Source organism: Kitasatospora sp. NPDC058046 (assembly GCF_042885595.1).
Taxonomy (GTDB): domain Bacteria; phylum Actinomycetota; class Actinomycetes; order Streptomycetales; family Streptomycetaceae; genus Kitasatospora.
Window position 1 is genome coordinate 260,490 of the sequence record NZ_JBHVRS010000007.1, and the last position, 21,949, is coordinate 282,438.

Annotated in this window: 23 protein-coding genes and 1 CRISPR repeat array; of the genes, 10 read left to right on the plus strand and 13 right to left on the minus strand. The window is 72.8% G+C overall.

Going from position 1 to position 21,949, the window contains the following annotated elements:
* Window positions 1-27: 27 nt before the first annotated feature.
* Both ACFVU7_RS17465 and bioD read left to right on the plus strand, forming a co-directional pair.
* Window positions 28-1,338 carry an adenosylmethionine--8-amino-7-oxononanoate transaminase gene (locus ACFVU7_RS17465; protein WP_388045809.1) on the plus strand — a complete coding sequence of 437 codons (1,311 nt, stop codon included), beginning with the start codon at window positions 28-30 and terminating at the stop codon, window positions 1,336-1,338.
* Window positions 1,335-2,069: a dethiobiotin synthase gene (bioD, locus tag ACFVU7_RS17470; RefSeq protein WP_388045810.1), complete on the plus strand. Its 735-nt coding sequence runs from the start codon at window positions 1,335-1,337 to the stop codon at window positions 2,067-2,069. The genes ACFVU7_RS17465 and bioD overlap by 4 nt, the downstream gene beginning before the upstream one ends.
* A gap of 91 nt (window positions 2,070-2,160) precedes the next feature.
* Here bioD and ACFVU7_RS17475 read toward each other — a convergent pair whose 3' ends face one another.
* On the minus strand, window positions 2,161-2,874 hold the full coding sequence (locus tag ACFVU7_RS17475; protein WP_388045812.1) for an HAD family hydrolase: 714 nt from the start codon (window positions 2,872-2,874) through the stop codon (window positions 2,161-2,163).
* Between ACFVU7_RS17475 and ACFVU7_RS17480 the strand changes: the two genes are divergently transcribed.
* Together ACFVU7_RS17480 and ACFVU7_RS17485 are read left to right on the plus strand one after the other, a co-directional pair.
* Entirely contained in the window at window positions 2,873-3,004 is a 132-nt protein-coding gene (locus tag ACFVU7_RS17480) for a hypothetical protein (RefSeq protein ID WP_380780197.1), read from the plus strand. The genes ACFVU7_RS17475 and ACFVU7_RS17480 overlap by 2 nt on opposite strands.
* A 75-nt stretch (window positions 3,005-3,079) precedes the next feature.
* On the plus strand, window positions 3,080-3,526 hold the full coding sequence (locus ACFVU7_RS17485) for a hypothetical protein (RefSeq protein ID WP_074003766.1): 447 nt from the start codon (window positions 3,080-3,082) through the stop codon (window positions 3,524-3,526).
* Window positions 3,527-3,748: 222 nt separating this feature from the next.
* Here the strand turns inward: ACFVU7_RS17485 and ACFVU7_RS17490 are convergent, their stop codons facing one another.
* Entirely contained in the window at window positions 3,749-3,976 is a 228-nt protein-coding gene (locus ACFVU7_RS17490; protein ID WP_049653014.1) for a hypothetical protein, read from the minus strand.
* A gap of 188 nt (window positions 3,977-4,164) precedes the next feature.
* On the opposite strand from ACFVU7_RS17490, the gene ACFVU7_RS17495 reads away from it, so the two are divergent.
* A complete protein-coding gene (locus tag ACFVU7_RS17495) occupies window positions 4,165-4,377 on the plus strand; it encodes a DUF397 domain-containing protein (protein WP_388045814.1) in 213 nt (70 codons plus the stop codon).
* A gap of 45 nt (window positions 4,378-4,422) precedes the next feature.
* On the opposite strand, the gene ACFVU7_RS17500 is transcribed toward ACFVU7_RS17495, so the two are convergent.
* The 3 genes from ACFVU7_RS17500 to ACFVU7_RS17510 form a co-directional block, all read right to left on the minus strand.
* Window positions 4,423-4,821, minus strand: coding sequence for a hypothetical protein (locus ACFVU7_RS17500; protein WP_375873604.1), 399 nt, complete (start codon window positions 4,819-4,821; stop codon window positions 4,423-4,425).
* Between the two features lie 580 nt (window positions 4,822-5,401).
* Window positions 5,402-6,040, minus strand: coding sequence for a DUF6461 domain-containing protein (locus ACFVU7_RS17505; protein WP_388045815.1), 639 nt, complete (start codon window positions 6,038-6,040; stop codon window positions 5,402-5,404).
* A 132-nt stretch (window positions 6,041-6,172) separates the two neighbouring features.
* Window positions 6,173-6,796: a helix-turn-helix domain-containing protein gene (locus tag ACFVU7_RS17510; RefSeq protein ID WP_074003770.1), complete on the minus strand. Its 624-nt coding sequence runs from the start codon at window positions 6,794-6,796 to the stop codon at window positions 6,173-6,175.
* 112 nt (window positions 6,797-6,908) lie between these two features.
* Between ACFVU7_RS17510 and ACFVU7_RS17515 the strand changes: the two genes are divergently transcribed.
* Window positions 6,909-8,363, plus strand: coding sequence for an aminopeptidase P family protein (locus ACFVU7_RS17515; protein ID WP_388045818.1), 1,455 nt, complete (start codon window positions 6,909-6,911; stop codon window positions 8,361-8,363).
* Between the two features lie 76 nt (window positions 8,364-8,439).
* Here the strand turns inward: ACFVU7_RS17515 and ACFVU7_RS17520 are convergent, their stop codons facing one another.
* The 3 genes from ACFVU7_RS17520 to paaK form a co-directional block, all read right to left on the minus strand.
* Window positions 8,440-9,846 (minus strand): pyridoxal phosphate-dependent aminotransferase, encoded by a 1,407-nt coding sequence (locus ACFVU7_RS17520; RefSeq protein WP_388045820.1) that lies wholly within the window; start codon window positions 9,844-9,846, stop codon window positions 8,440-8,442.
* Between the two features lie 243 nt (window positions 9,847-10,089).
* Window positions 10,090-10,809, minus strand: a complete 720-nt coding sequence (locus ACFVU7_RS17525) for a methyltransferase (RefSeq protein ID WP_107086481.1) — start codon at window positions 10,807-10,809, stop codon at window positions 10,090-10,092.
* A gap of 83 nt (window positions 10,810-10,892) precedes the next feature.
* Window positions 10,893-12,242: a phenylacetate--CoA ligase PaaK gene (gene paaK, locus ACFVU7_RS17530; RefSeq protein WP_388045822.1), complete on the minus strand. Its 1,350-nt coding sequence runs from the start codon at window positions 12,240-12,242 to the stop codon at window positions 10,893-10,895.
* Between the two features lie 338 nt (window positions 12,243-12,580).
* Between paaK and ACFVU7_RS17535 the strand changes: the two genes are divergently transcribed.
* From ACFVU7_RS17535 to ACFVU7_RS17545, 3 genes are all read left to right on the plus strand, one after another.
* Window positions 12,581-14,158, plus strand: a complete 1,578-nt coding sequence (locus tag ACFVU7_RS17535) for a hypothetical protein (RefSeq protein ID WP_388045824.1) — start codon at window positions 12,581-12,583, stop codon at window positions 14,156-14,158.
* A 38-nt stretch (window positions 14,159-14,196) separates the two neighbouring features.
* Window positions 14,197-14,565 carry a hypothetical protein gene (locus ACFVU7_RS17540; RefSeq protein ID WP_388045826.1) on the plus strand — a complete coding sequence of 123 codons (369 nt, stop codon included), beginning with the start codon at window positions 14,197-14,199 and terminating at the stop codon, window positions 14,563-14,565.
* A gap of 246 nt (window positions 14,566-14,811) precedes the next feature.
* Complete coding sequence (locus ACFVU7_RS17545; protein WP_049649337.1) at window positions 14,812-15,975, plus strand: ROK family protein; 1,164 nt, start codon at window positions 14,812-14,814, stop codon at window positions 15,973-15,975.
* A 27-nt stretch (window positions 15,976-16,002) separates the two neighbouring features.
* On the opposite strand, the gene ACFVU7_RS17550 is transcribed toward ACFVU7_RS17545, so the two are convergent.
* Entirely contained in the window at window positions 16,003-16,296 is a 294-nt protein-coding gene (locus ACFVU7_RS17550) for a hypothetical protein (protein WP_387967417.1), read from the minus strand.
* Between the two features lie 188 nt (window positions 16,297-16,484).
* Window positions 16,485-17,258 carry a GntR family transcriptional regulator gene (locus tag ACFVU7_RS17555; RefSeq protein WP_074003854.1) on the minus strand — a complete coding sequence of 258 codons (774 nt, stop codon included), beginning with the start codon at window positions 17,256-17,258 and terminating at the stop codon, window positions 16,485-16,487.
* 324 nt (window positions 17,259-17,582) lie between these two features.
* On the opposite strand from ACFVU7_RS17555, the gene ACFVU7_RS17560 reads away from it, so the two are divergent.
* On the plus strand, window positions 17,583-18,386 hold the full coding sequence (locus ACFVU7_RS17560) for an exodeoxyribonuclease III (RefSeq protein WP_388045828.1): 804 nt from the start codon (window positions 17,583-17,585) through the stop codon (window positions 18,384-18,386).
* Window positions 18,387-18,686: 300 nt separating this feature from the next.
* Window positions 18,687-20,300: a CRISPR direct-repeat array (repeat unit 22 nt; unit sequence GTCGGCCCCGCGCTCGCGGGGG).
* A gap of 247 nt (window positions 20,301-20,547) precedes the next feature.
* Here the strand turns inward: ACFVU7_RS17560 and ACFVU7_RS17565 are convergent.
* From ACFVU7_RS17565 to ACFVU7_RS17575, 3 genes are all read right to left on the minus strand, one after another.
* Window positions 20,548-20,811 (minus strand): hypothetical protein, encoded by a 264-nt coding sequence (locus ACFVU7_RS17565; RefSeq protein WP_387823846.1) that lies wholly within the window; start codon window positions 20,809-20,811, stop codon window positions 20,548-20,550.
* Window positions 20,775-20,933 carry a hypothetical protein gene (locus tag ACFVU7_RS17570; protein WP_387823843.1) on the minus strand — a complete coding sequence of 53 codons (159 nt, stop codon included), beginning with the start codon at window positions 20,931-20,933 and terminating at the stop codon, window positions 20,775-20,777. Before ACFVU7_RS17570 ends, ACFVU7_RS17565 begins: the two co-directional genes overlap by 37 nt.
* A gap of 588 nt (window positions 20,934-21,521) precedes the next feature.
* Complete coding sequence (locus ACFVU7_RS17575; RefSeq protein ID WP_387823840.1) at window positions 21,522-21,713, minus strand: hypothetical protein; 192 nt, start codon at window positions 21,711-21,713, stop codon at window positions 21,522-21,524.
* Window positions 21,714-21,949 lie beyond the last annotated feature (236 nt).

Consider the following 21,949-nt stretch of genomic DNA (forward strand, 5'->3'; position numbering starts at 1 on the left):
AGTTCCGACTCCTCCGGAGAACGCACCATGCTCCAGCCGCCCGTATCCGCGACCGACCTGCTCGCCCTCGACCGCGCCCACGTCTGGCACCCGTACGGGCCGATGCCCGGGACCGCCACCCCGTACGTGGTCGAGTCCGCCTCCGGGGTCCGGCTGCGCCTGGCCGAACCGGTCGCGGGCGGGCGGCGCGAGCTGGTCGACGGGATGTCGTCCTGGTGGGCGGCGATCCACGGCTACCGGCACCCGGTGCTGGACGAGGCCGTGCGCGACCAGCTGGGGCGGATGAGCCACGTGATGTTCGGCGGGCTCACCCACGAGCCCGCCGTCCGGCTGGCGGCCACGCTGGTGGAGATCACCCCGGAGCCGCTGCGGCACGTCTTCCTCGCCGACTCGGGTTCGGTGGCCGTCGAGGTCGCGATGAAGATGTGCCTCCAGTACTGGCAGTCCACCGGGCGGCCGGCCAAGCGCCGGCTGCTCACCTGGCGCGGCGGCTACCACGGGGACACCTTCCACCCGATGTCGGTGTGCGACCCGGACGGCGGGATGCACCACCTGTGGGGCGGGGTGCTGCCCGGCCAGCTGTTCGCCCCCGAGCCGCCGGCCGGGTTCGACGCCCCGCTCGACCCCGCGTACGCGGAGCGGTTCGAGGAGTTGATGGCCCGGCACGCCGACGAGCTGGCCGCCGTCATCGTCGAACCGGTGGTCCAGGGCGCCGGCGGGATGCGCTTCCACTCGCCGGCCTACCTGCGGATGCTGCGCGACCTGTGCGACCGGTACGGGGTGCTGCTGGTCTTCGACGAGATCGCCACCGGCTTCGGGCGCAGCGGCGCGCTGTTCGCCGCCGACCACGCGGGCGTCTCGCCGGACGTGATGTGCCTGGGCAAGGCGCTGACCGGCGGCTACCTGACGCTGGCCGCCACGCTGTGCACGAGCGAGGTCGCCGACGGGATCAGCCGCGGCGAGGTGCCGGTGCTCGCCCACGGGCCGACGTTCATGGGCAACCCGCTGGCCTGCGCCGTCGCCAACGCCTCGCTGGAGCTGCTGCTCGGGCAGGACTGGTCGGTGGAGGTCAAGCGCATCGAGTCCGGACTGGCCGAGGGCCTCGCGGCCGCGGCCGGACTGCCCGGCGTACAGGACGTACGGGTCCAGGGCGCCATCGGCGTCGTGCAGTTGGACCACCCCGTGAACGTCCCGGCGGCGACCGAGGCGGCGGCGCGCGAAGGCGTGTGGCTGCGGCCCTTCCGGGACCTGATCTACACCATGCCCCCCTATGTGACGGAGGACGAGGACGTGGCACGCATCGCCGCCGCCGTGACCGCCGCGGCGGTGTCCGGATGAACGCGCGCATCCTGTTCGTGACGGGGACCAACACCGACGTCGGCAAGACCGTCGCCACCGCGGCCGTCGCCTCGGCGGCGCTGCGGGCCGGGTTGAAGGTCGCGGTGCTCAAGCCGGGGCAGACCGGCGTCTCGCCGGAAGAGCCCGGGGACGCGGCCGAAGTCCGACGCCTGGCGGGCGAACTGACGATCCGTGAACTGGTGCGCTACCCCGAGCCGCTGGCACCCGACACCGCCGCCCGGCGGGCCGGGATGCCGTACCTCTCCCCCGCCGAGGTGGTGACCGAGGTCGCCGAACTCGCCGCCACCCACGACCTGGTGCTGGTGGAGGGCGCGGGCGGACTGCTGGTCCGCTACGACGACGAGGGCCGCACCCTCGCCGACCAGGCCCGGGCGGTGCTCGACGCCGGGCTCCCGGCCGAGGTGCTGCTGATCGCCTCCGCCGGACTCGGCACGCTCAACATCGTCTCCCTGACGGCAGAGGCCCTGGCGGCCCGCGAACTCCCCCTCGCGGGCGTGCTCGTCGGCTCCTGGCCTGCCGAGCCCGGCCTCGCCGAGCGCTGCAACCTCGCCGACCTGCCCCGCTCCGCCGGCGCCCCCCTCCTCGGCGCCCTCCCGGAACGCGCGGGCCGCGCCGAGGACTTCGCCGCCCTCGCCGTCACCGCACTCGCCCCCGAACTCGGCGGCACCTGGAATGCCGAGCAGTTCGCGCACGCCCACCGGCCCGACTAGGCCGGGCCTCGTCGAGGGCGCGAAGCCGATCCCGGAACCTCCCGCGGTCCGGCTGTCGGTCCAGTGCCGCTCCAGTGCGCCACCTGCCCGATCACAAACCCGTCAGTTCCGTCAACGAGGCGATCACCCGGATACCCGCGTCCACGGCACCGGGCCCTCGGGAAACCGAGCGGTCCAGCCAGACGGCCCGCAACCCTGCGTCCCGCGCTCCGACCGCGTCCTTCTCGTAGTCGTCACCCACGTAGGCCACCTCGGCGGGCGCCAATCCCAGGGCCTCGCAGCCCGCCAGGAAGATGCTCGCCGCCGGCTTGGCGGCACCGTGCTCCTGGGAGCAGACCAACGGCTCCGTGAAGTAGCCGAGCAGCCCGATCGCTTCCAGCTTCGCGCGCTGGTGCGCGGTCACCGAGTTCGATACGACACCGAGTCGGAATCGACCCGCCAACGCGCCCAGCGTCGGTTGAGCATCGTCGAACGCCCGCCGGACCGCGTCCCTCCGTATCGCGTAGCTCGCGAACCACGCCGTAGCCGCCTCGTCCGTCACCTCGAGTGCGCCGACCACCCCGGCCTGGGCGAGGAATCGCCGTATTCGTTCGGCCTTCTGGGCGGCGAACGTCAACTCGCCGCTCAGGAAGCGCGGGTACTCCTCCTCCCTGACTTCCCGCCACACACGCAGCGCCTCCGCCGGCGACTCGAACCGGTCGGAGAGCTCTTCGGCCACCAGGTGTTCGTGAAGACCGAACTCCTCGGCCTTCTCGTAGTCGTACAGGGTTCCATCGACATCGAACAGCACTCCACGGATCGTCATGTCGATCATTCTGGCGGAACGGGCGGGCCACGCCGAGGACTTCGCCGCCCTCGCCTGCACCTCGCTCGCCCACGCGCTGGGCGGCGGCTGGGATGCGGAGCACTTCGAGGGCGCGTACCGGCCCGAATAGGGCCCGCTTCGCTCGAAGGGGTGATCCCGGCTTCCGCCACTGTCGGAAGCCGGGATGGCTCAATACCGTTCTTCCATGACAGACGGGCTCACCGCAGACGAGGCCCTGCGGGCCTTGGCCGCCCTGGAGGCGGCGTTCAAGGACGACGACGAGGCACTGACCGCCCTGGCGGCGAGCGGGCCCGGTGAACGGCCGCTCCCGGCGCTGGTCGCCGCGTACGGCGAGCACGCCATGGACACCCTGATGGCGCTCGCGTTCGGGCTGCGCGCCACCATGAGCGACGAGGAGATCGCGGAGATCTCCGACGCCGTCAGTTCCAACATCGGTGCCCGGATGAGCGCCCTGCTCACCCAGACCCTCAAGGCCTGGGGCACCCTGGCGCCGTCGGAGGACCTCCCCGTCATCAAGATCATCGCCCACACGGTGATCGACGCGATGCGGGCCGTCACCGAGGACCCGAGCAAGACCGAAGTCCTGCCCCTGCTCGCCACGTTCCGCAGCTACGCCCTCAACGGCACCTGAGGGACGGGGAATTCGGCGCGGGCTTCGAGACGACTCGAAGCCCGCGCTGCTATGCACGTACTCTCATCCAGCCCGCCACGAGCATGCACGCGCCCGTCGAGGCGGCGAGGAAGACGAGGACGAACACCAGGGCGCTCGCCACCGGAGGCACGCGCTCGGGAATCAGCAGGAGGACCGATGCCGCGAACACGAGGCTTCCGGCGGTGATGACACCGGCTCCGGCTACGGCCGCATACCTCTGCGAAGGACGACGACCAGCCGCTCGATGACGTCCGGCCGGGCGGCCCCGAGGTCGATCAGGATGACGCCGGTGGCCTTGGCCGAGCGCCAGTCGATGCCGAGGGACGGGAGTTTCACGTCGGCGGCGTTCAGGACGGCCTGGAGGTCGTCGAGGACGTCGGCCGCGGCGCGACGGTCCTCCGCCGTGATCTTGTCGATCATGCTGCTCATGGGGCATCTCACTGTTCGGTGTCGGTGAGCCAGCGCGCTTCGGTGTCCCACTCGATGCCGCCACCGAGCGGGACGACGAGGACAAGATCCGTTCCCTGTCAAGGGTTTACGATTGGCTCCAGGCCCAAGCCCTCTCATGTGCGGACTCGCTGGCGCTCATCCGCACCCGGCTCAAGGAGTTCCAAGCCATGTTCCCCATCGCGACGGTCAAGCCCGCCTCCTGGTTGAAGTCCTCGTACAGCAACGGTGGTGGTCAGTGCATCGAGGTCGCCCCCGGCCTCCCGGGCGTCCTCCCCGTCCGCGACAGCAAGGACCCTGACGGCCCGCAGCTCGCCTTCGGTACGGACGCCTGGCAGTCCTTCATCGCGGGCGTCAAGTCCGGCGAGTTCGGGAGCGTCTGACTCCCTCGCCGCCCTGCCGCTTCGGCAGGGCGGCGGCACCACTGCTCAGCGGGCCCCGGCGACGAGGAAGCGGCCGGAGCGCCAGTGCAGTCGGGCCGGGCCACCGGTGGGCCAGTCGTGGTTCAGGTGGCGGCGGTCGCGGCCGAGGGCGCCGAGGGCGTGGGGGCGCAGGGTGCCGCTCCTCAGGCCGGTGGCCTCCTCAGGGGTCACCGGCATGATCGTCACGTACTGGGCGTCGTCCCCGCCCATCCAGTCGACGACCTCGGTGAAGATCCACACGAACCGCTGCGAACACCCCAGGCAGCGCCGCAGGTTGACGGCGAAGCGCGAGCCGTCCACCACTTCCGCCTCGTGCTCGAAGCCCTCCCGCTGCCGCCCCCACACCGCCCGTTCGTCCTCGCCGTAGCACTTCGCGCAACCGAACTCCGCCATCGGCCTACCCATCGGTCGACTCCCTGTTCCGCGACGTCCCGTGTCGCGGCCCATGATGCCCGCAGGGCCCCACCGACCGGCCGCACCGTCACCCGACCGGGGAACAATTCACGGGCCGTTCCCGCGCAGTTCGCGCCCCAGGGCGGACATCCGCACGGCGGGTTGACGCACCCGGGGCCCGGCTCGGCCCGGTTCACCCCGGCTCCAGCTTCGGGCCGCACACCTCGGAGTCCAGGCCGACCGCCCTCGCGCCCGAACGGGCCTTCACGGCGAAGGGTGGCACGGGCATGTCCCAGATTTCTGGGATTCTCCTCGCCCACCGACCTCGCACAGAATCGGCGTCAGGCACCCAGGTGAGCACGGGAGCCCGCCGAGTCACCCATCGGAGAGGGGAGTTGATCAGCGATGTCACGCTCCTTCAAGCGCGCCGATGACAAGGCCTGGCGGACCCGCTCCCGGTCGCTGACGCTCGGCTGACGAACGGCTCTGACCCCGCACCCCACCCCGCCCGGCGCGCCGCCTCCGCGGCCGCCGGGGGGATCAGGGTCAGGGCAGGGGGCGCGCCGGCCGGAGCCTCGGCCAGCCGCCCCCGTCAGTCGGTCTCCAGCAGGAGGGCCGGGAGCTCGGCCTCCCGCACCAGATCACGCAGCAAAGTGAGGCCGAAGTGGCGGCCGAGCACCTCCAGGCAGGTGCGGTGGAGGTCGTCGCCCGCGCGGTCGTGGTCGGGCAGGCCGACGGCGGCCAGCTCGGCCGTCAGGGCGGCGGCGGTGGCCGGCTCGCCCTGGACGTCGCCGGGGCCCCAGGAGGGGTCCAGGTGGAGGTTGAGGGAGCAGACCTCCCGCCCGTCCCGGTGGGCGCTGAAGAACGGCGGCACCGGCTTGCCGTTCTCCTCCTCGAACTCCAGGTGGTAGACCTCGGCGCCGCCGCGCGAGACCTCCGGCCGGACGCTCAGCTCCCCCTGCCAGTAGCCGTACGCCACCGCGAAGGCGAGGTCGCCGCTGCGCCCGTGGTGCAGCGCGATGTCCTCGATGCCGCCGGCGAACTCCAGCTCGTACTCCTCCACCAGGTCCTCGGCGGTGAGTTCGTCGAGCGGCCGCGTGGTGCGCTCCGGGAGCCCTTCGGCGAGCCGGGCCGCCAGTTCCTCCGGCTCCAGGCCGCGGGCGAGCACGACGCTGTAACCTCCGTAGGCGATCGATTCGGGTTCGGCGAGCCAGGTGAGTGCGTCCGTCATGATGATCATCCTGCCGCACCCACCCGCTCGTTCGGTATTCCGAACGATCCGACCGTCCATCGAACCGCCCGCCGAGCCGGCCACCGAACCGCCCGCCAGGCCGTCCGATACCGGAGCCCCGGCGCCGGAGCGTCAGTGCCAGAGCCCCCACGCGGCCGGCCGGACCGGCGAGGCCTCGGCGAGGTGGCCGTGCTGCTCGGCCCGGTACTGCAGCACCAGCACCGAGCGGACCGGCTCGCCGTCCAGCGCGGTGTAGGCGTGCGGGAGCGCGGCGTCGAAGCCGATGTAGTCGCCCGGTCCCAACTCGATCTCGCGGCCGTCCACCCGCACGCCCAGCCGGCCGGCCTGGACGACGGTGTGCTCGGTGCCGGTGTGTCCGCCGGACTCCTGCGCGGCGCCGGTGCGCACCACCTGGTCGTAGAGCTCGAACACGGTGTCCCCGGACTCGATCCGGCGCAGCGGCCGCAGGTCGACGCCCCGCCCGCTGAGCACCTCGGCCTCGGCCGCCCGCACCACCGTCACCTCGCCGGCCGGCCGGGCCTCGACCAGGTCGGAGATCGGCACGCCGAGCACCCTGGACAGCCCGAGCACCGTCTCCAGCGTCGGGTTTCCGGCCCCGGACTCCAGCTGGGAGAGCGTCGCCTTGCCGACCCCGGCCCGCCGGGACAGCTCGGACAGCGACAGTCCGCGCTGGGCCCGCACCCGCTTCAGGTTGGCGGCGAGGACGCCCCGGACGGATTCCTCGGCGTCGTTCACGCTGGGCCTCTTCTCTTGCGGCAGTGTTCGATATACCGTACGGGACGCACACCGACGGACGGGGCAGCGTAGCGAAACACCCCGCTGCCCTCACCCTCACCAGGAGACCGCAGTGACCGAGCCCGCCGAGACCACCGAGCCCGCCGAGACCATCAAGTACCGGAAGAACGGCCTGACCCGCGGGGTCACGGACGAGCTCGCGGAGAGCATGAAGCAGGGCTGGGCCGACACCGAGCGCACCGCCCTGGAGCCCGTCCCGCAGGCCGCCCACACCGCCCGCCGCCGCGCCGCGCTGTCCGCCGCCTTCCCCGGCGAGCTGCTGGTCGTCCCGGCCGGCAACCCCAAGGTGCGGGCCAACGACACCGACTACCCGTTCCGCCCCTCCTCCGACTACGCCTACCTGACCGGCGACCAGTCCGAGGACGGCGTCCTGGTGCTCGCCCCGACCGGGGACAGCGGCCACGAGGCCGTGCTCTACCTGCGCGACCGCTCCCGCACCGACAACGGCGAGTTCTGGCTGGACGGCCACGGCGAGCTGTGGGACGGCCGCCGCAACAGCCTGACCGAGAGCGAGCGGCTGTTCGGCCTGCCCTGCCGGGACGTGCGCACCGCCCGCGCGGACCTGCGCGCCGCCACCGGCCCGGCGCGCGTGCTGCGCCGCCACGACGCGGGCGTCGAGGAGGCCCTCGCGGACCGGATCACGGCCGAGCGGGACGAGGAGTTCGAGGTCTTCCTGTCCGGGCTGCGCCTGGTCAAGGACGCGTTCGAGATCGAGGAGCTGCGCTTCGCCTGCGCCGCCACCGCCCGCGGCTTCGAGGACGTGGTCCGCGTCCTCGGCACCAACTCCGAGACCGCCGAGCGGCTGATCGAGGGCACCTTCTTCGTCCGCGCCCGGGTCGAGGGCAACAGCGTGGGCTACAGCACCATCGCCGCGGCCGGCCCGCACGCCACCACCCTGCACTGGGTGCGCAACAACGGCCACGCCCGCCCCGGCGACCTCCTGCTGCTCGACGCCGGCGTGGAGACCAACCACCTCTACACCGCCGACGTCACCCGCACCCTCCCGGTCAGCGGCCGCTTCACCGAGCTCCAGCGCAAGGTCTACGACGCCGTGTACGCGGCCCAGGAGGCCGGCATCGCGGCCGTCCGGCCGGGCGGGCGGTTCCGCGACTTCCACCACGCCGCCCAGCGCGAGCTCGCCGAACACCTCACCGCCTGGGGCCTGTTCGGCGACCTGAGCGCCGACAAGGTGTACGAGCTGGGCCTGCACCGCCGCTTCACCCTGGCGGGCACCGGCCACATGCTGGGCATCGACGTCCACGACTGCGCCCACTCCCGCACCGAGGAGCACGTCGACGGCCCGCTGGAGCCGGGCATGGTGCTCACCGTCGAGCCGGGCATCTACTTCCAGGAGAACGACCTGACGGTGCCGGAGGAGTACCGGGGCATCGGGGTGCGGATCGAGGACGACATCCTGGTCACCGAGGACGGCAACGAGAACCTCTCCGCCGACCTCCCGCGCCGCTCCGACGAGGTCGAGGCCTGGCTGGCCCGGCTGCGCGGCTGAGCAGCGGAAGAGCGGCACCGGGGCGTACCCGGTGCCGCTCGCCGTACGACTACCTGAGCCGCTTGGGCCGCTCCGGCTACTTCAGCTGCTGCAGCGCCACGCCCACCCGCCGCACGGCGGCCTCGACGTCGTCGGGCATCCGGCTGGTGAAACAGAGCCGGAAGAAGCCCGGCTCCGCGTTGTGCATGGTCCCGCCGGGCAGCAGGGAGACCTCGGTGGGCTTGGCGGCGAGGTAGCGGAACAGCCACTCCTCGTTCGGGTCAAGCCCGTCCGGCCCGATGGCCGGCAGCCCGTTCACGTGCTCGCCGGGCGCGCGCTTGCCGAGGTACCTGGTGAGGTCGAGCCAGAAGAACATCGCGGCGTTGTCGCCGTCCTGGTGGACGTACTCGATCCCGGCGGCGTCCAGGGCGTCCTTGGTCCTGCGGAAGCTCGCGCTCAGCAGCGTGCGGTACTCGCGCATCGCGTACACCGGGTAGGGCTCCCCGTCGACGGTGGCCTTGAACAGCTCCCCGATGACGTAGGTCTTCAGCGAGTCGAACGGGGTGAACCAGGGCAGTGCGCGGGTCTGTTCGGCCGGGTCGTCGCTGCCGAGCATGGCGCGGTGCACGGCCTCGTTCTTGGAGATGACGAACCCCGTGCGGAAGCCGGACAGCCCGAAGTCCTTGGCGAAGCCCCAGACCAGGTGGACCCGGTCGGCGTGCTCCTGGTACGCGTCCAGGGCCACCGCACTCGTGAACGGCGTCGTCCCGGTGTCGAGTTGGGAGTGGCAGTAGATCTCGTCGGAGATGATGTGGAGGTCGGTGTGCGCGAGCGCCCAGCCGTAGATCTCGTCGAGCAGTTCCTTCGGGTAGTTGACGCCCAGCGGGTTGTGCGGATTGGTGAGGACGAGCAGCCGCGGGTTGTGTCCGGCCTCCTTCCGCGCCTCGTAGGCGTTCACGATCAGGTTCAGGGTGAGCCGGTAGCGGTCCTCCCCGTGGGTGGGCAGGTGCACCGGGACGCACTTCAGCTTGGGCCGTTCCTGGAACGACCAGTTGAAGCCCTGCCAGTACGGCGCCGGGATCAGCACCTCGTCCCCCGGCTTGAGCGGCACACCGCCCGTCCCCTGCCGCCGCATGAGCCCGTAGGCGATGCACTCCAGCGCGGAGGAGACCCCGGCGCAACCGAAGACGTCCTCCATCACGACCGTGCGGCCGAACGCCCGGGTGAGCAGGTCCGCCGCCTGCTGACGCAGCCACGGGATGCCGACCGGGGCCATGTACTTGATGTTCAGCTCGGGGATCAGCCGGATCTTCTCGAAGACGTCCTGCTGCATCGAGTCGTGGTAGAGCAGGACGTTCTCCGCGACGGACAGGTCGACGGCGGTGTCCGGCGCCAGGTGCTGGTGGTAGAAGGCGAGGGCCTGCTCGAAGTCGGGCAGGCCGGCGTGCAGGTCGGCGATCGCCTGGGGCGAGGCGATCCTGAGTCCGTTCTCGGTGATGGTCATGGTGGGTCCCCTGTCGGGTGGGCGGGTCCGGCAGCGCGCCAGCAAGGGTGCCGGAAGGGTGCCGAACGGCGCCGGACACGGCCGGACGATGCCGTTCGCACACGCATCGGCCCCAGCCGACCACGCCCCGGAAGCGGCCGCCAGCGCTCGGCGGCCGTCCGGACGGCGGGCGCGCCCCAGCCCGCCGTCCGGACCGGGAACCCGCTTCAGCCCGTCGCCCGTGATGCCGGTGCCCTTGGCCGGTCAGCCCAGTCGCCACACCGTCGTGGTCTTGACCGCGGTGTCCTCCAGGTCCGCGACCACCGGCACCTGGTACGCCGCCACCGCGGTGAACCGGTCCCGGGGCAGGTAGGCCCGGCCCGGGTCGCCGACGACGACGGTCGCGCCGCGCGCCACGGCCCGCTCCAGGAAGGGCAGGAAGCGGGCGGCCATGGCCCGTTCGTAGAAGACGTCGCCCGCCAGCACCACCTCGGCGGGCCCGCCGTCGCCGTCCACCAGGTCCACCAGGGCGCCGTCCACCCGTACCCCGTTGGCCTCGGCGTTCAGCCCGATCGCGGCCACCGCGTAGGCGTCGATCTCGGCGGCGCGCACCTCCGTCGCCCCGCGCAGCGCGGCGGCCACCCCGACCAGCCCGGAGCCGGCCGCGACGTCCAACACCGTACGGCCGTCGACCAGTTCGGGGTGGTCCAGCACGTAGCGGGCGACCGCCACCCCGCCCGCCCAGGCGAAGGCCCAGAACGGCGGCGGCAGCCCGGCCCGCCCGCGCGCCCGCTCGGTGGTCTCCCACAGGGCGATGGCGTCCTCGGCCATGTGGAGGCTGATCTCGGGCACGAAGGGGACGGGCTTCAGCTCGGTCTCCCGCCGGATGAAGGCGAGGTCCTCGGCGGTCCGAGGATCGGACTGAGGATCGGGCTGAAGGGCGGGCGGGAGAGCGGATCGGAGAGTGCGCAGCTCACTCGGCATGTCCGCAGCATAGGGCCCGCGCGGGGGTGCTCCCCGCCACCCGTCCGGCGGGACGCCCCCACCCGTGTGCCCGACCGCCGGGTTCACCCCCTCTCACTCAACCCCCGCTCGTCCACCACCCGCTTGATCTTCCCGACCGAGCGCTCCAGCGTGTACGGGTCCACCACCTCGGCCGCGACGGTGATCCCGACCCCGTCCTTCACCGCCCGGACGATCTCCGCCCGCGCCGCCTCCCGCTGCTCCGCGGGGGCCTCCGGCCGGGCCTCCACCCGGACGGTCATGGTGTCCAGCCGCCCCTGCCGGCCGAGCCGCAGCTGGAAGTGCGGCGCGACGCCCGGGGTGCGCAGCAGGATCTCCTCGATCTGGGTCGGGAAGACGTTCACCCCGCGCAGGATGATCATGTCGTCGCTGCGCCCGGTGACCTTCTCCATCCGCCGGAACGCCGGCCGCGCGGTGCCGGGCAGCAGCCGGCTGAGGTCGCGGGTGCGGTAGCGGATGATCGGCAGCGCCTCCTTGGTGAGCGAGGTGAAGACCAGTTCGCCGCCCTCCCCCTCGGGCAGCACCTCGTCGGTGAACGGGTCGACGACCTCCGGGTAGAAGTGGTCCTCCCAGATGTGCAGCCCGTCCTTGGTCTCCACGCACTCCTGGGCGATGCCCGGGCCGACCACCTCGGAGAGGCCGTAGATGTCGACGGCGTGCAGGTCGAGCCGCTCCTCGATCTCGCGCCGCATCTCCTCCGTCCACGGCTCCGCCCCGAAGATGCCGATCCGCAGCGAGGTGCTCCGCGGGTCGACGCCCTGCCGCTCGAACTCGTCGAGCAGGGTCAGCAGGTAGGACGGGGTGATCATGATGATCTCGGGCTCGAAGTCGAGGATCAGCCGCACCTGGCGGGCCGTCATGCCGCCGGAGGCCGGGATGACGGTGCAGCCGGCCCGCTCGGCGCCGTAGTGCGCGCCCAGGCCGCCGGTGAACAGGCCGTAGCCGTACGCGATGTGCGCCTTGTGGCCGGGCCGGCCGCCGGCCGCGCGGATCGAGCGGGCGACCACGTCGGCCCACATGGAGAGGTCGTCGTCGGTGTAGCCGACCACGGTCGGCAGTCCGGTGGTGCCGCTGGAGGCGTGGATCCGGCGGACCCGCTCCATCGGGACGGCGAACATGCCGAAGGGGTAGCCCTCGCGCAGGTCGGCCTTGGTGGTGAAGGGGAAGCGGGCGAGGTCGTCCAGGGTGCGGCAGTCCTCGGGACGGACGCCGGCCGCGTCGAACTTGCGACGGTAGAGCTCGACGTTGTCGTACGCGTGCCGCAGGGTGGCCCGCAGCCGGGTGAGCTGGTGGGCGCGCAGCTGGTCCGGACCCATCCGCTCGCCGGCGTCCAGGAGCTCGGGCGGTAGCGGCTCCCCGAGGTGTCGGCGCGGGACGGGTGCGGTGCCGGTCATCGTCGCTCCTTCGCTGCTCTGCCGATTTCGCGCTGCTCTGCCGATTTCGCTGCTCTGCCGAGGTTCGCCCGCATCGAGGACGCTCAGGCCGAGATCGCCGACCGATCGTTCGGTCAGCCCCCCTGCGCTCCATTGATCCAGTACCCGAACCACCTGTCAAGGGATCGCGCGGACCTTCCGGAATGTGAAGTTCCGACCGCTTCGCGGCGACTTCGTGTCGAGAGCTTGGCTAGCCGATATGAAAATCATTACAGAAGTTTGACTTGCTTCCGCCCTTCACCGCCCCGCCCCCATGGTTCAGTAGTGCGGTTTCTGTCCCGCACCCCGGAGTGATCACCGTGCCCACGACTCCCGCCCTGGTCAGCGCGCTGCGCGAACTCGGCGACCGACCCGCCGTCGTCGCCGACGGGCGCGCGATCAGCGGCATCGGCCTGCTGCTCGGCGTCTCCCCGCCGGGCGGACTCCCCCAGGCCCTCGCCCGCCGCATAGCCGAGCACGCCGCCCTGCCGCCCTCCGCCGCCCGGGCCGCCGAACAGCGGCTGCGCTACTGGGCCGGCGTCCTCGGCGCACCCCCGATCCGGCACACCGTGCTGCACCCGGTCACCGACCTCGCCGTCGACCTCGCCCTCGCCACCCTGCTCGCCGGCGGCACCGTCCACTGCGGCGACCCCGACCAGCGGCCCGAACAGCAGCTCGAAGCCGTCGCCACCGCCCGGGCCACCCACCTCAGCCTGCCCTCCGCCCTGCTCTGGCGGCTCAGCGGACAGCCCGGCCTCGCCGCCCACGACCTCGCCGCGCTGCGCCTGGTCCTGCACGTCGGCCCCGAGCCCCGGCAGGAGGACGTGTACGCCGCCGTCGACGCGCTCGGCGCCGTCCTCGCCCACGTCCGCGCCCCGGACAGCAACGCCGAGGCCGCCGACCGCCGACTGCGCGCCGACGCCGCCAACGCCTCGGCCGCCGCCTGGAAGTACGGCATCGGCGTCACCGCCGAGCAGGTCCACGACTTCGGCGCCCAGCTCGACCGGGCCGTACTCGCCGCCCTCCTGCACACCCTCCAGCAGAACGGCGTGCTCACCGACCCCGCCCGCGGCTACCCCGAGGCCGAGGTCCTCGCCGCCGCCATGGTCACCCCCGCCCAGCGCCCCCGGGTCGTCCGCTGGCTGGACGCACTCGCCCGGCACGGCCTGCTCACCCGGCACGACGGCGGGGCCCAGGGCCCGGTCTTCCACGGCCGGCCCGGGCCGGACGCCGCCGAGGTCCGGGAGGCCTGGCGCCCCGCCGCCGAGACCTGGGCCGACGGGCTCGGCCCGGCCGCCGCCCTGGACCGGGTCCGGCGCGGTGCCCTGCGGCTGCCCCGGCTGATCACCGGCCAGGAGGCCCCCCGGCCGGACGCCTCCCCCGTCCGCTGGGCCGCCTCCCGCGGCTTCCTCGGCGCCGCCCTCGGCGCGCTGGTGCGCGGCACCGCCGAGGCCCACCAGGGGCCCGGGCCGCTGCGCGTCCTCGAACTGGACGCGGAGGGCGGCGAGCCCGCCGTCGCCCGCGCCCTCGCCACCCGGCCCCGGCCGAACACCGAGCACCACTCGGCCCCCGACGGCGGGCGCTACGACGTCGTCATCGCGAGCGCGGGCGGGGGCGCGGTGGCGGGCGCGGGCGGGCTGGCGGTGGAACCGGTGCAGGACGTCCCGGCGCTGGTCCGGCTGCTCGCCCCCGGCGGCCGGCTCCTGCTGCTCGCCCCCACCACCGAACAGCTCGACCTGCTGATCACCGGCGACGCCCACGGCCTCACCGCCCTCCCGGCCGAGCAGTGGCGGGCGGCGCTCACCGCCGCGGGCTGCCCGACGGTGCTGACCCTGCCGGAGGACGGACATCCGATGGGGCTGCTGGGGCAGCGACTGTTCGCGGCCCGGGTGGACTGACGGGCGGGCGGGGGTGTGGCTGGCTACGCTCAAAAGTCATGACCACTTCCGCGCGTCCGGCCCGGCCCGCCCGCGGGTCCGTCGGCTCCCTCCGCTCGATCGGCTCCATTGCGTCCGTCCGGTCGACCGGCTCGATCGGGTCGGTGCTGTCGACCGGCTCGATCGGATCCGCCCTCTCCCTCGGCTCGATCGGCTCGGTGCTGTCCATCGGCTCGATCGGCTCGGTGCTGTCCATCGGCTCGATCGGCTCCGTCCTCTCCCTCGGCTCGATCGGCTCGGCCTGGTCGACCCTCGGCGTCCTGTCGGTCGGCTCCCGGCGCGGTCTCGGCCCGCTGCTGTCGGAACGTTCCCTCCGGTCGGTGCTGTCCCGGCGGCTCCCCTACCGGCCCGCCGTGGCCGGGCGGTGAAGTCCGGATCACGCACCGCCACCCGATCCGTACCATTTCGATACCGAAGCCTGGATGAGCTGCGGAGATCCTCGCCGCCCGGGCCCGTCCCCGGGTAGGCTCCGCTTGTCCTCCGGCCCTCGCGCAGGCGGCCCCCTGCCGCCCTGCCGCGTTCTCCGGGGGCGCACCCCCGCGGGCCATTCGGTGGGCACCGCGCACTCGACACCGCGCGCCAGGGCAGTCGCGCGAACGGCGAAGGGCATCGCATTGGCGGATCGGCTCACCGGAGGAGACTCCTCGCTGCTGCGGCGGATCAACGCGGCGGTCACGCTTCGGGCGCTGCGGAACGGCCACTCCGTGACCCTCACTCAGCTCGTCGGCGAGACCGGGCTCTCCCGCCCGACGGTCGAGGGCGTGATCGAGGGCCTGGTCGAGACCGGACTGGTCGCCGAGGTCGAGCAGCCGAGGGAGGACGGCCAGCCGGGCACCGGCCGCCGCGGCCGCCCCGCCCGCTGGTTCCGCTTCCGCGCCGAGGCCGGGCACATCCTCGGCATCGAGATCGGCGTGCACGACATCCGGGTCATCCTCGCCGACCTCACCGGCGAGGTGGTGGGCAGTCACTTCAAGCCGGTGGACGAGACCCTCGACGCCGAGGACCGGCTCGCCGCCGTCCGCACCGCCGTCGCCGAGGTGCTGCGCAAGGCCGGCATCTCCCGCGACAACCTGTGGGCGGTCGGCATCGGCACCCCCGGCATCGTCGACCGCGAGGGCACCGTCCAACTGGGCACCGCGATGCCCGGCTGGACCGGCCTCGACCTCGGCGCCAAGCTGCGGCGCTCGTTCCGCTGCCCGGTCCTGATCGAGAACGACGCCAACCTGGCCGCCATCGCCGAGCACTGGCAGGGATCGGCGGTCGGCGCCGACGACGTCGTCTTCGTGATGGCCGGCCTCAGCCCGGGCGCCGGCTCCCTCATCGGCGGCCGGCTGCACCGCGGCTTCGGCGGCGCGGCCGGCGAGATCGGCGCCCTGCACCTGCTCGGCCAGGAGGTCACCCCCGAGCGCCTGCTGTCCACCACCGGAAAGCCCCTCAACCCGCTGGACGAGGCCGCCGTGGCCCGCGTGCTGCGGCTGGCCCGGGAGGGCGACGAGGTCGCCAAGGTCGCCATGGACCGCTTCCTCACCCGCCTCGTCCAGGGCGTCGCCGCGCTCGTCCTGGCCATCGACCCCCAGCTGGTGGTCATCGGCGGCTGGGCGGCCGGCCTCGACGGCGTCCTCGACCCGCTGCGCGAACGCCTGGCCCAGTTCACCCTGCGCGCCCCCGAGGTCGCCCTGGCGGCCCTCGGCTCGGAGGTCGTGGCGATGGGCGCCCTGCGCGTCGCCCTCGACCACGTCGAGGAGCAGCTCTTCGCCGTCGACCCGCCCCGGGCCTGACGCCGCGCTCAAGGAGCGGGGGTCACCTCAGGGCGCGAAGTCCGGGTCGGTCAGGTCGAGGGTGAGCGTGCTGCCCCAGTCGTTGACGAAGTGCGCCAACGGCCAGTCGACGGACGCCCCGACGAACGGGTTGCCGGTCGACGTGGTCAGGAGCCATCGCAGTCCGCGGTCCGGTCCGAGCCGACCGATGAAGCCAAGGTGCCCGAGGCCGCTGTCACCGTGGACCACGTAGCCCAGCCCGTCCGGCAGTTCGACCTCGTCGATGACCTCGACGCTGCCCGCGTCCCACGGCGGATCGGCCACCAGAGCTGCCACGTCCACCGGCCCGCCCAGCTCCAGCCGGAGGTGCTCCGGCCTCCGCCGCTGCCGCTCGGACGCTATCAGGCGCCCCGACCGAGGTCGCCTCAGAGCCCCCAACGGCAAAGGCCCGGACGCCAGTTGGCGCCCGGGCCTCGACCTGAGGGTTTCCGGAAAATGGTTCAGGGGTTCAGGGGTTCACGGGTGGTGCGTCAGGAGGCGGTACGGACCTCGGCCGTCGCACCGACCGGGGTGACCTCCACGAGTCCGGCCTCGCCGAAGGTCAGCTTGCAGGTGTCCGCCCGGTAGGTGGCCACCGCCAGCGCCACCAGCCGGCCGGCCGAGGCGTACTGGGTGGTCATGACCAGGACGGGCGCGCCCGGCGGGCGCTCCAGCAGGGCGGCCTGCTCGGCCTCGGCGACACCCAGCTCGACCGAGCGGGACTCGCCGTCCACCTCCAGGCGCTCCAGCTGGCGCAGCACCGAACGGGCGCGGTCGCTCTCGGCACGGAAGCCCGGCAGGTGCGGCAGGGCGGCGGCCGGGACGTGCAGCGACTCGCTGGCCACCGCGCGGCCCTCCACCAGGCGGACCCGGCGCACGGTGTGCACGGTGGCGCCCTCGGCGATGCCGAGGCCCTTCGCCAGCTGCGCGGAGGCGGGGGCGGTGGTGCAGTCGACCGTCCGCCAGGCCTGGTTGCGCGCGGTGCCGGGCCAGCCCTCCTCCTGCCGGTTGACCGGGACGCCGACCCGCGGGGCGGCGATCAGGGTGCCGATCCCCCGGCGGCGCACCAGGCGGCCCTCCAGCTCCAGCTGGTCGAGCGCCTGACGCAGCGTGGCCCGGGCGACGCCGAAGCGGGCCGAGAGCTCGCGCTCGTTGGGCAGCACCTGACCGGTGGAGAACTCCGAGTCGATGGCCCGCAGCAGCACCGTGCGCAGGTGCCAGTACTTCGGCTCCGGCACCGCCGAAAGCTGTCCTGTCGTCCCCACCGCGTCCTCCACCCGTGAGTTTGTCCGCCCTGCGACAAGGAGGGCGGATCCCGAGCCCACTGTCCGCAGTCGCGGCAGGTGGGAGAGCGGGCCTTTATCCGTCCTTCTTTATTAAAGGTCCTTGCAGTAAGTGACCCTAGGTGCTCCGTCCGGAGATGGTCAAGACCAATGGCGGGGCTCGATGGGACTGCCGCACATCTTCATGCCGCGTTCACGACAGCTCCCGTCAGCCGCTGTCACCACCATCGACACCCTCCGACGGGACCCGCCCGACCCCGCGCGTCACGGTTCGGGCCGGGAACGCCCAGTCGGTAGGCTGCTCGGGTGATCGTGGTGACGAGTGTGAACGTGAACGGAATCCGGGCGGCGGCCAGGAAGGGCTTCGTCGAATGGCTGGCCGGCACCGAGGCAGACGTGGTCTGCCTCCAGGAGGTGCGCTCCGAACCCGAGCAGCTACCCGTCGAACTGCGCGACCTGGACGGCTGGCACGCCGTCTGGGCCCCCGCCGCCACCAAGGGCCGGGCCGGCGTCGCCGTCCTCTCCCGCGCGGAGCCGCAGCGCACGGCGATCGGATTCGGCTCGGACGAATTCGACAATTCGGGCAGGTACGTCGAAATCGACCTGCCCGGCCTGACCATCGCCAGCCTCTACCTCCCCTCCGGCGAAGTCGGCACCGAGCGCCAGGAGGAGAAGGAACGCTTCATGGCGGAATTCCTCCTCCACCTCACCGCCCTGCGCGCCCGCGCCGCCGCCGACGGCCGCGAGGTCGTCGTCTGCGGCGACTGGAACATCGCCCACCGCCCCGAGGACCTCAAGAACTGGAAGGCCAACCAGAAGTCCGCCGGCTTCCTCCCCGAAGAACGCGCCTGGCTCTCCCGCGTCTACGACGAGGCCGGCTACGTCGACGTCGTCCGCGCCCTCCACCCCGACCGCACCGGCCCCTACTCCTGGTGGTCCTACCGCGGCCGCGCCTTCGACAACGACTCCGGCTGGAGGATCGACCTCCAGGTCACCACCCCCACACTGGCCACCCGCGCCACCGACGCCCGCGTCGAGCGCGCCGACACCCACGCCGAGCGGTGGAGCGACCACGCCCCGGTCACCGTGGCCTACGACGTGGACAACTAACCGGCTTGTCACACCACTTGGACAGCCCAGAGGTGCCCCGGCGCGCGGTTGTACCGCACACCGGGGCACCTCCTCACCCCGCCGTCCCCAAGCGTCTTCGACCCGGGAACCTCCACCGTGCCCCTGGTCAGCGTCAGCCCGCCTGCGAAGTCCCGCTCGCCACTTGCCATCCAGCCCACCATCACCACAAGGCCAGCCAACTCCACCACCAACAACCCATGAGCTCTACTATGGATAGCCAACCGAATCGAACTGAATCAAATAGCGCTCGCTGAAGCGAATCACCGCAGGTCAGCAAGCGTCGGCCCCGCGCTCGCGGGGGTTGCTCCCGCAGCTCAACGTCACCGATGCCGCAGATATTGTCGGCCCCGCGCTCGCGGGGGTTGCTCACCATCAGCTCTTGGGGCCCTTCTTTGGGCTGCGTCGGCCCCGCGCTCGCGGGGGTTGCTCATCCCGCTCGACATCCTCGACCGGCTCCGACAGGTCGGCCCCGCGCTCGCGGGGGTTGCTCCTCCGGCCGCGGGCCCGCCTCGTGCTCGATGAGGTCGGCCCCGCGCTCGCGGGGGTTGCTCGCCCGGCTGCGTTCCTTCCCCACCCACAGGACTGTCGGCCCCGCGCTCGCGGGGGTTGCTCCCCGGCGTCGGCGATCAGCAGCACCATGTCGTCGTCGGCCCCGCGCTCGCGGGGGTTGCTCCAGCTTCTTCACCTTGGAGCTGACGACCTTTCTGTCGGCCCCGCGCTCGCGGGGGTTGCTCCGGGAAAGACCGGAGCCGAACAAGAACGGCCCTGTCGGCCCCGCGCTCGCGGGGGTTGCTCCTCAGCGGTGAGCGAGCCGACAACCGTCAGCCCGTCGGCCCCGCGCTCGCGGGGGTTGCTCCGAGAACGGCTCGCTGGTCGTGCGCTACGACGAGTCGGCCCCGCGCTCGCGGGGGGTTGCTCCGAGCCGATCCCGCCGCTGAACTGCACCACGTGGTCGGCCCCGCGCTCGCGGGGTTGCTCTCTGGCGGCCCTCGCCGCCCAATGCGGTCCGGTGTCGGCCCCGCGCTCGCGGGGGTTGCTCCCTGACATTCCAGGTGAGTGGCAAGCCCGTCATGTCGGCCCCGCGCTCGCGGGGGTTTCTCCCGGCTTACAAGGGCGTCCATGTCCATGTGCGCGTCGGCCCCGCGCTCGCGGGGTTGCTCCGTGTCCCACGCATGCTCGTTCAGGTCGCGGATGTCGGCCCCGCGCCGCGGGGGTTGCTCCGGGTAGAGGATTCCGGTTCCGTCACGGAATCAGTCGGCCCCGCGCTCGCGGGGGTTGCTCCCGCTGCCAGTGCCGGGGCGCCTGCGGCAAGGCGTCGGCCCCGCGCTCGCGGGGGTTGCTCCGGAAGCGCCCCCGCCTGTTGAGGCGGGGGCGTCGGCCCCGCGCTCGCGGGGGTTGCTCTGCGATACCGACATCGGGGCTTGACTCCGATATGTCGGCCCCGCGCTCGCGGGGGTTGCTCCCGGTAGCGGTCCACGATGGTGATGGATTCCCGGTCGGCCCCGCGCTCGCGGGGGTTGCTCGGTCGAGCCGATCCCCGACCACCGGCCGGTGCTGTCGGCCTCGCGCTCGCGGGGGTTGCTCCTCGCGCCTCCTCACGGAGGCCCAGGCGCTTCGGTCGGCCCCGCGCTCGCGGGGGTTTCTCCCCGGGCTTGGCCTGGCGCCGGTTCGAGGCCTGGTCGGCCCCGCGCTCGCGGGGGGGGTTGCTCCATGTCCACATCGACGTTTCCGGCGTTCGATGCGTCGGCCCCGCGCTCGCGGGGGTTGCTCCGGTCTTCGACGTCAAATGATCCGCACGTCGCGGGTCGGCCCTGCGCTCGCGGGGGTTACTCGGCTGGCTCACCCAGCACGAAGTGCGACCCGCCGTCGGCCCCGCGCTCGCGGGGTGGCTCCACAGCACCCACGCTCGCCGACCACGAGCGGCGCCCGGTCGAAGGTGAGCGCGCCCGTACTGCGGCCGAGGAAGTGCCGTAAGCGGACCGGTGACAGGTGCGCAGCCCGGTGTCCTCGGTCGTCGGGATCGTCTCGGGGCTGCTGGCCGCGCTGGTGGCTGTCCTCGCTGGGCTCTGCCTCTGAACTACCGCGCCCCCGCTCGGCTTCGGCCGGGCGGGGGCGCGTTCGTCGTGTGGTCGGTCGGCAACTACCCGAACGGCAACGTCGCGGTGCTGCGGGCCGTCAGAGTACGCGAGTACTCGGCTGCCGAGGCTGTCAGGGACCGGTAGTTGATCACCGGGTCACCTGCGGCGACCAGGGCGGTGGCGCACCCCAGGCACCACGGCCGAGGGGGGTCCACGTCCAGGTCCTCGATGACTGCATCCGCTGTGCAGCACTCGGCGCAGATCGGCATGCTGCCGTCCTCCTGCTTGCTCAGGCCCAGGTCGAGCCGCACTGGGTGCAGCCCCACCGGCCGTCCATGGTCTGGTAGGTGGCGCCCGACCCGCACATCGGGCAGGCCATGGCGGCCGCGGGCTGGTCGCTGTGCGGCAGGCTACCGGGCTGCGAGGTGTGGTGGGCCGGGTTCTGCACCTCGGGGTGGTCGGGCAGAGCTTCACTCGTGACGGACTCTGTGGGCCCTGTTGAAGGCGTCCCGCACGCGGCACGGATCGCCCCGGAGCGGCTGCCGACACCAGAGCGCCGGGCCCGGTACGGCACGGACTGCACGCGCATGTGACACCACCTCGGCGAGCATCGCCACACGGTCGCAGCCTTGACGTTCACCGAGCAGGTCGCCCCGGAGGAGGTCCGCCGGCCAGCCCTGCGGGCAGTGACGGCAGACCTCCTGTACTCGGATCAGGGGAGGCGTCCGGCTAGCAGTGGGCCACCTCGGAGGTGTACGCCGTGATATCCCTCAGGACCGGGCCCCTGACCCATGTCCAGCAGCCAGTGCACAACCCCCACTCATCCTGTGCCCCGCCAGGCATCCCACCGACGGCGCTCACTCGTTGCCCTCGCTGATCACCATGGCTACGGCAACCGCTCGGAGCCAGAGCTCCTGACCGGCGTCGACGGGAACGTTGCCCCCCAAGTCCAGGGTCCGCCGCCCGTCCCTCCGTACGGCCCGGGCCTGGTCGAGTTCCGCGGTGATCCAGGCAGAGGACGCATCCGCGTCGCCGGTCACCACTTCGCCTCCGTGTCTCGCTTCAGGCACCCGACGTGGTCGGCGATCCAGTCGTAGAGGCTCGCGCCGAGTTGCCCGTCGTAGGTACCGAGGCCGTACCGGCCGCAGGTGCGGCAGTGACCGCACACCCGTTCGCCAGGGTCGGCCGGGGCTTGGGTGTCGACCTGGCTCTGTGTCTGCTCCGTCACTGGTCCTCCATCATGCGCTCCCGCGCGTCCGCGGCGGCGGGGCACGGCCACGGCACGTCGCAGCGGGGGCAGCCGCCGGCGACGGACCGGTGCTCGTCTCGCCGCATCCGGGCCCAGGTCGCGTCCGCGTCGCTCGGGGGCGCCGCGCGGGGCGGACGACGAGCGGCTGCGGGCTGAACGGTGGGCAGGTGGAAGGTCACTGCTCCTCCATGCAGCTCAGGTGCGCAACTACGGCC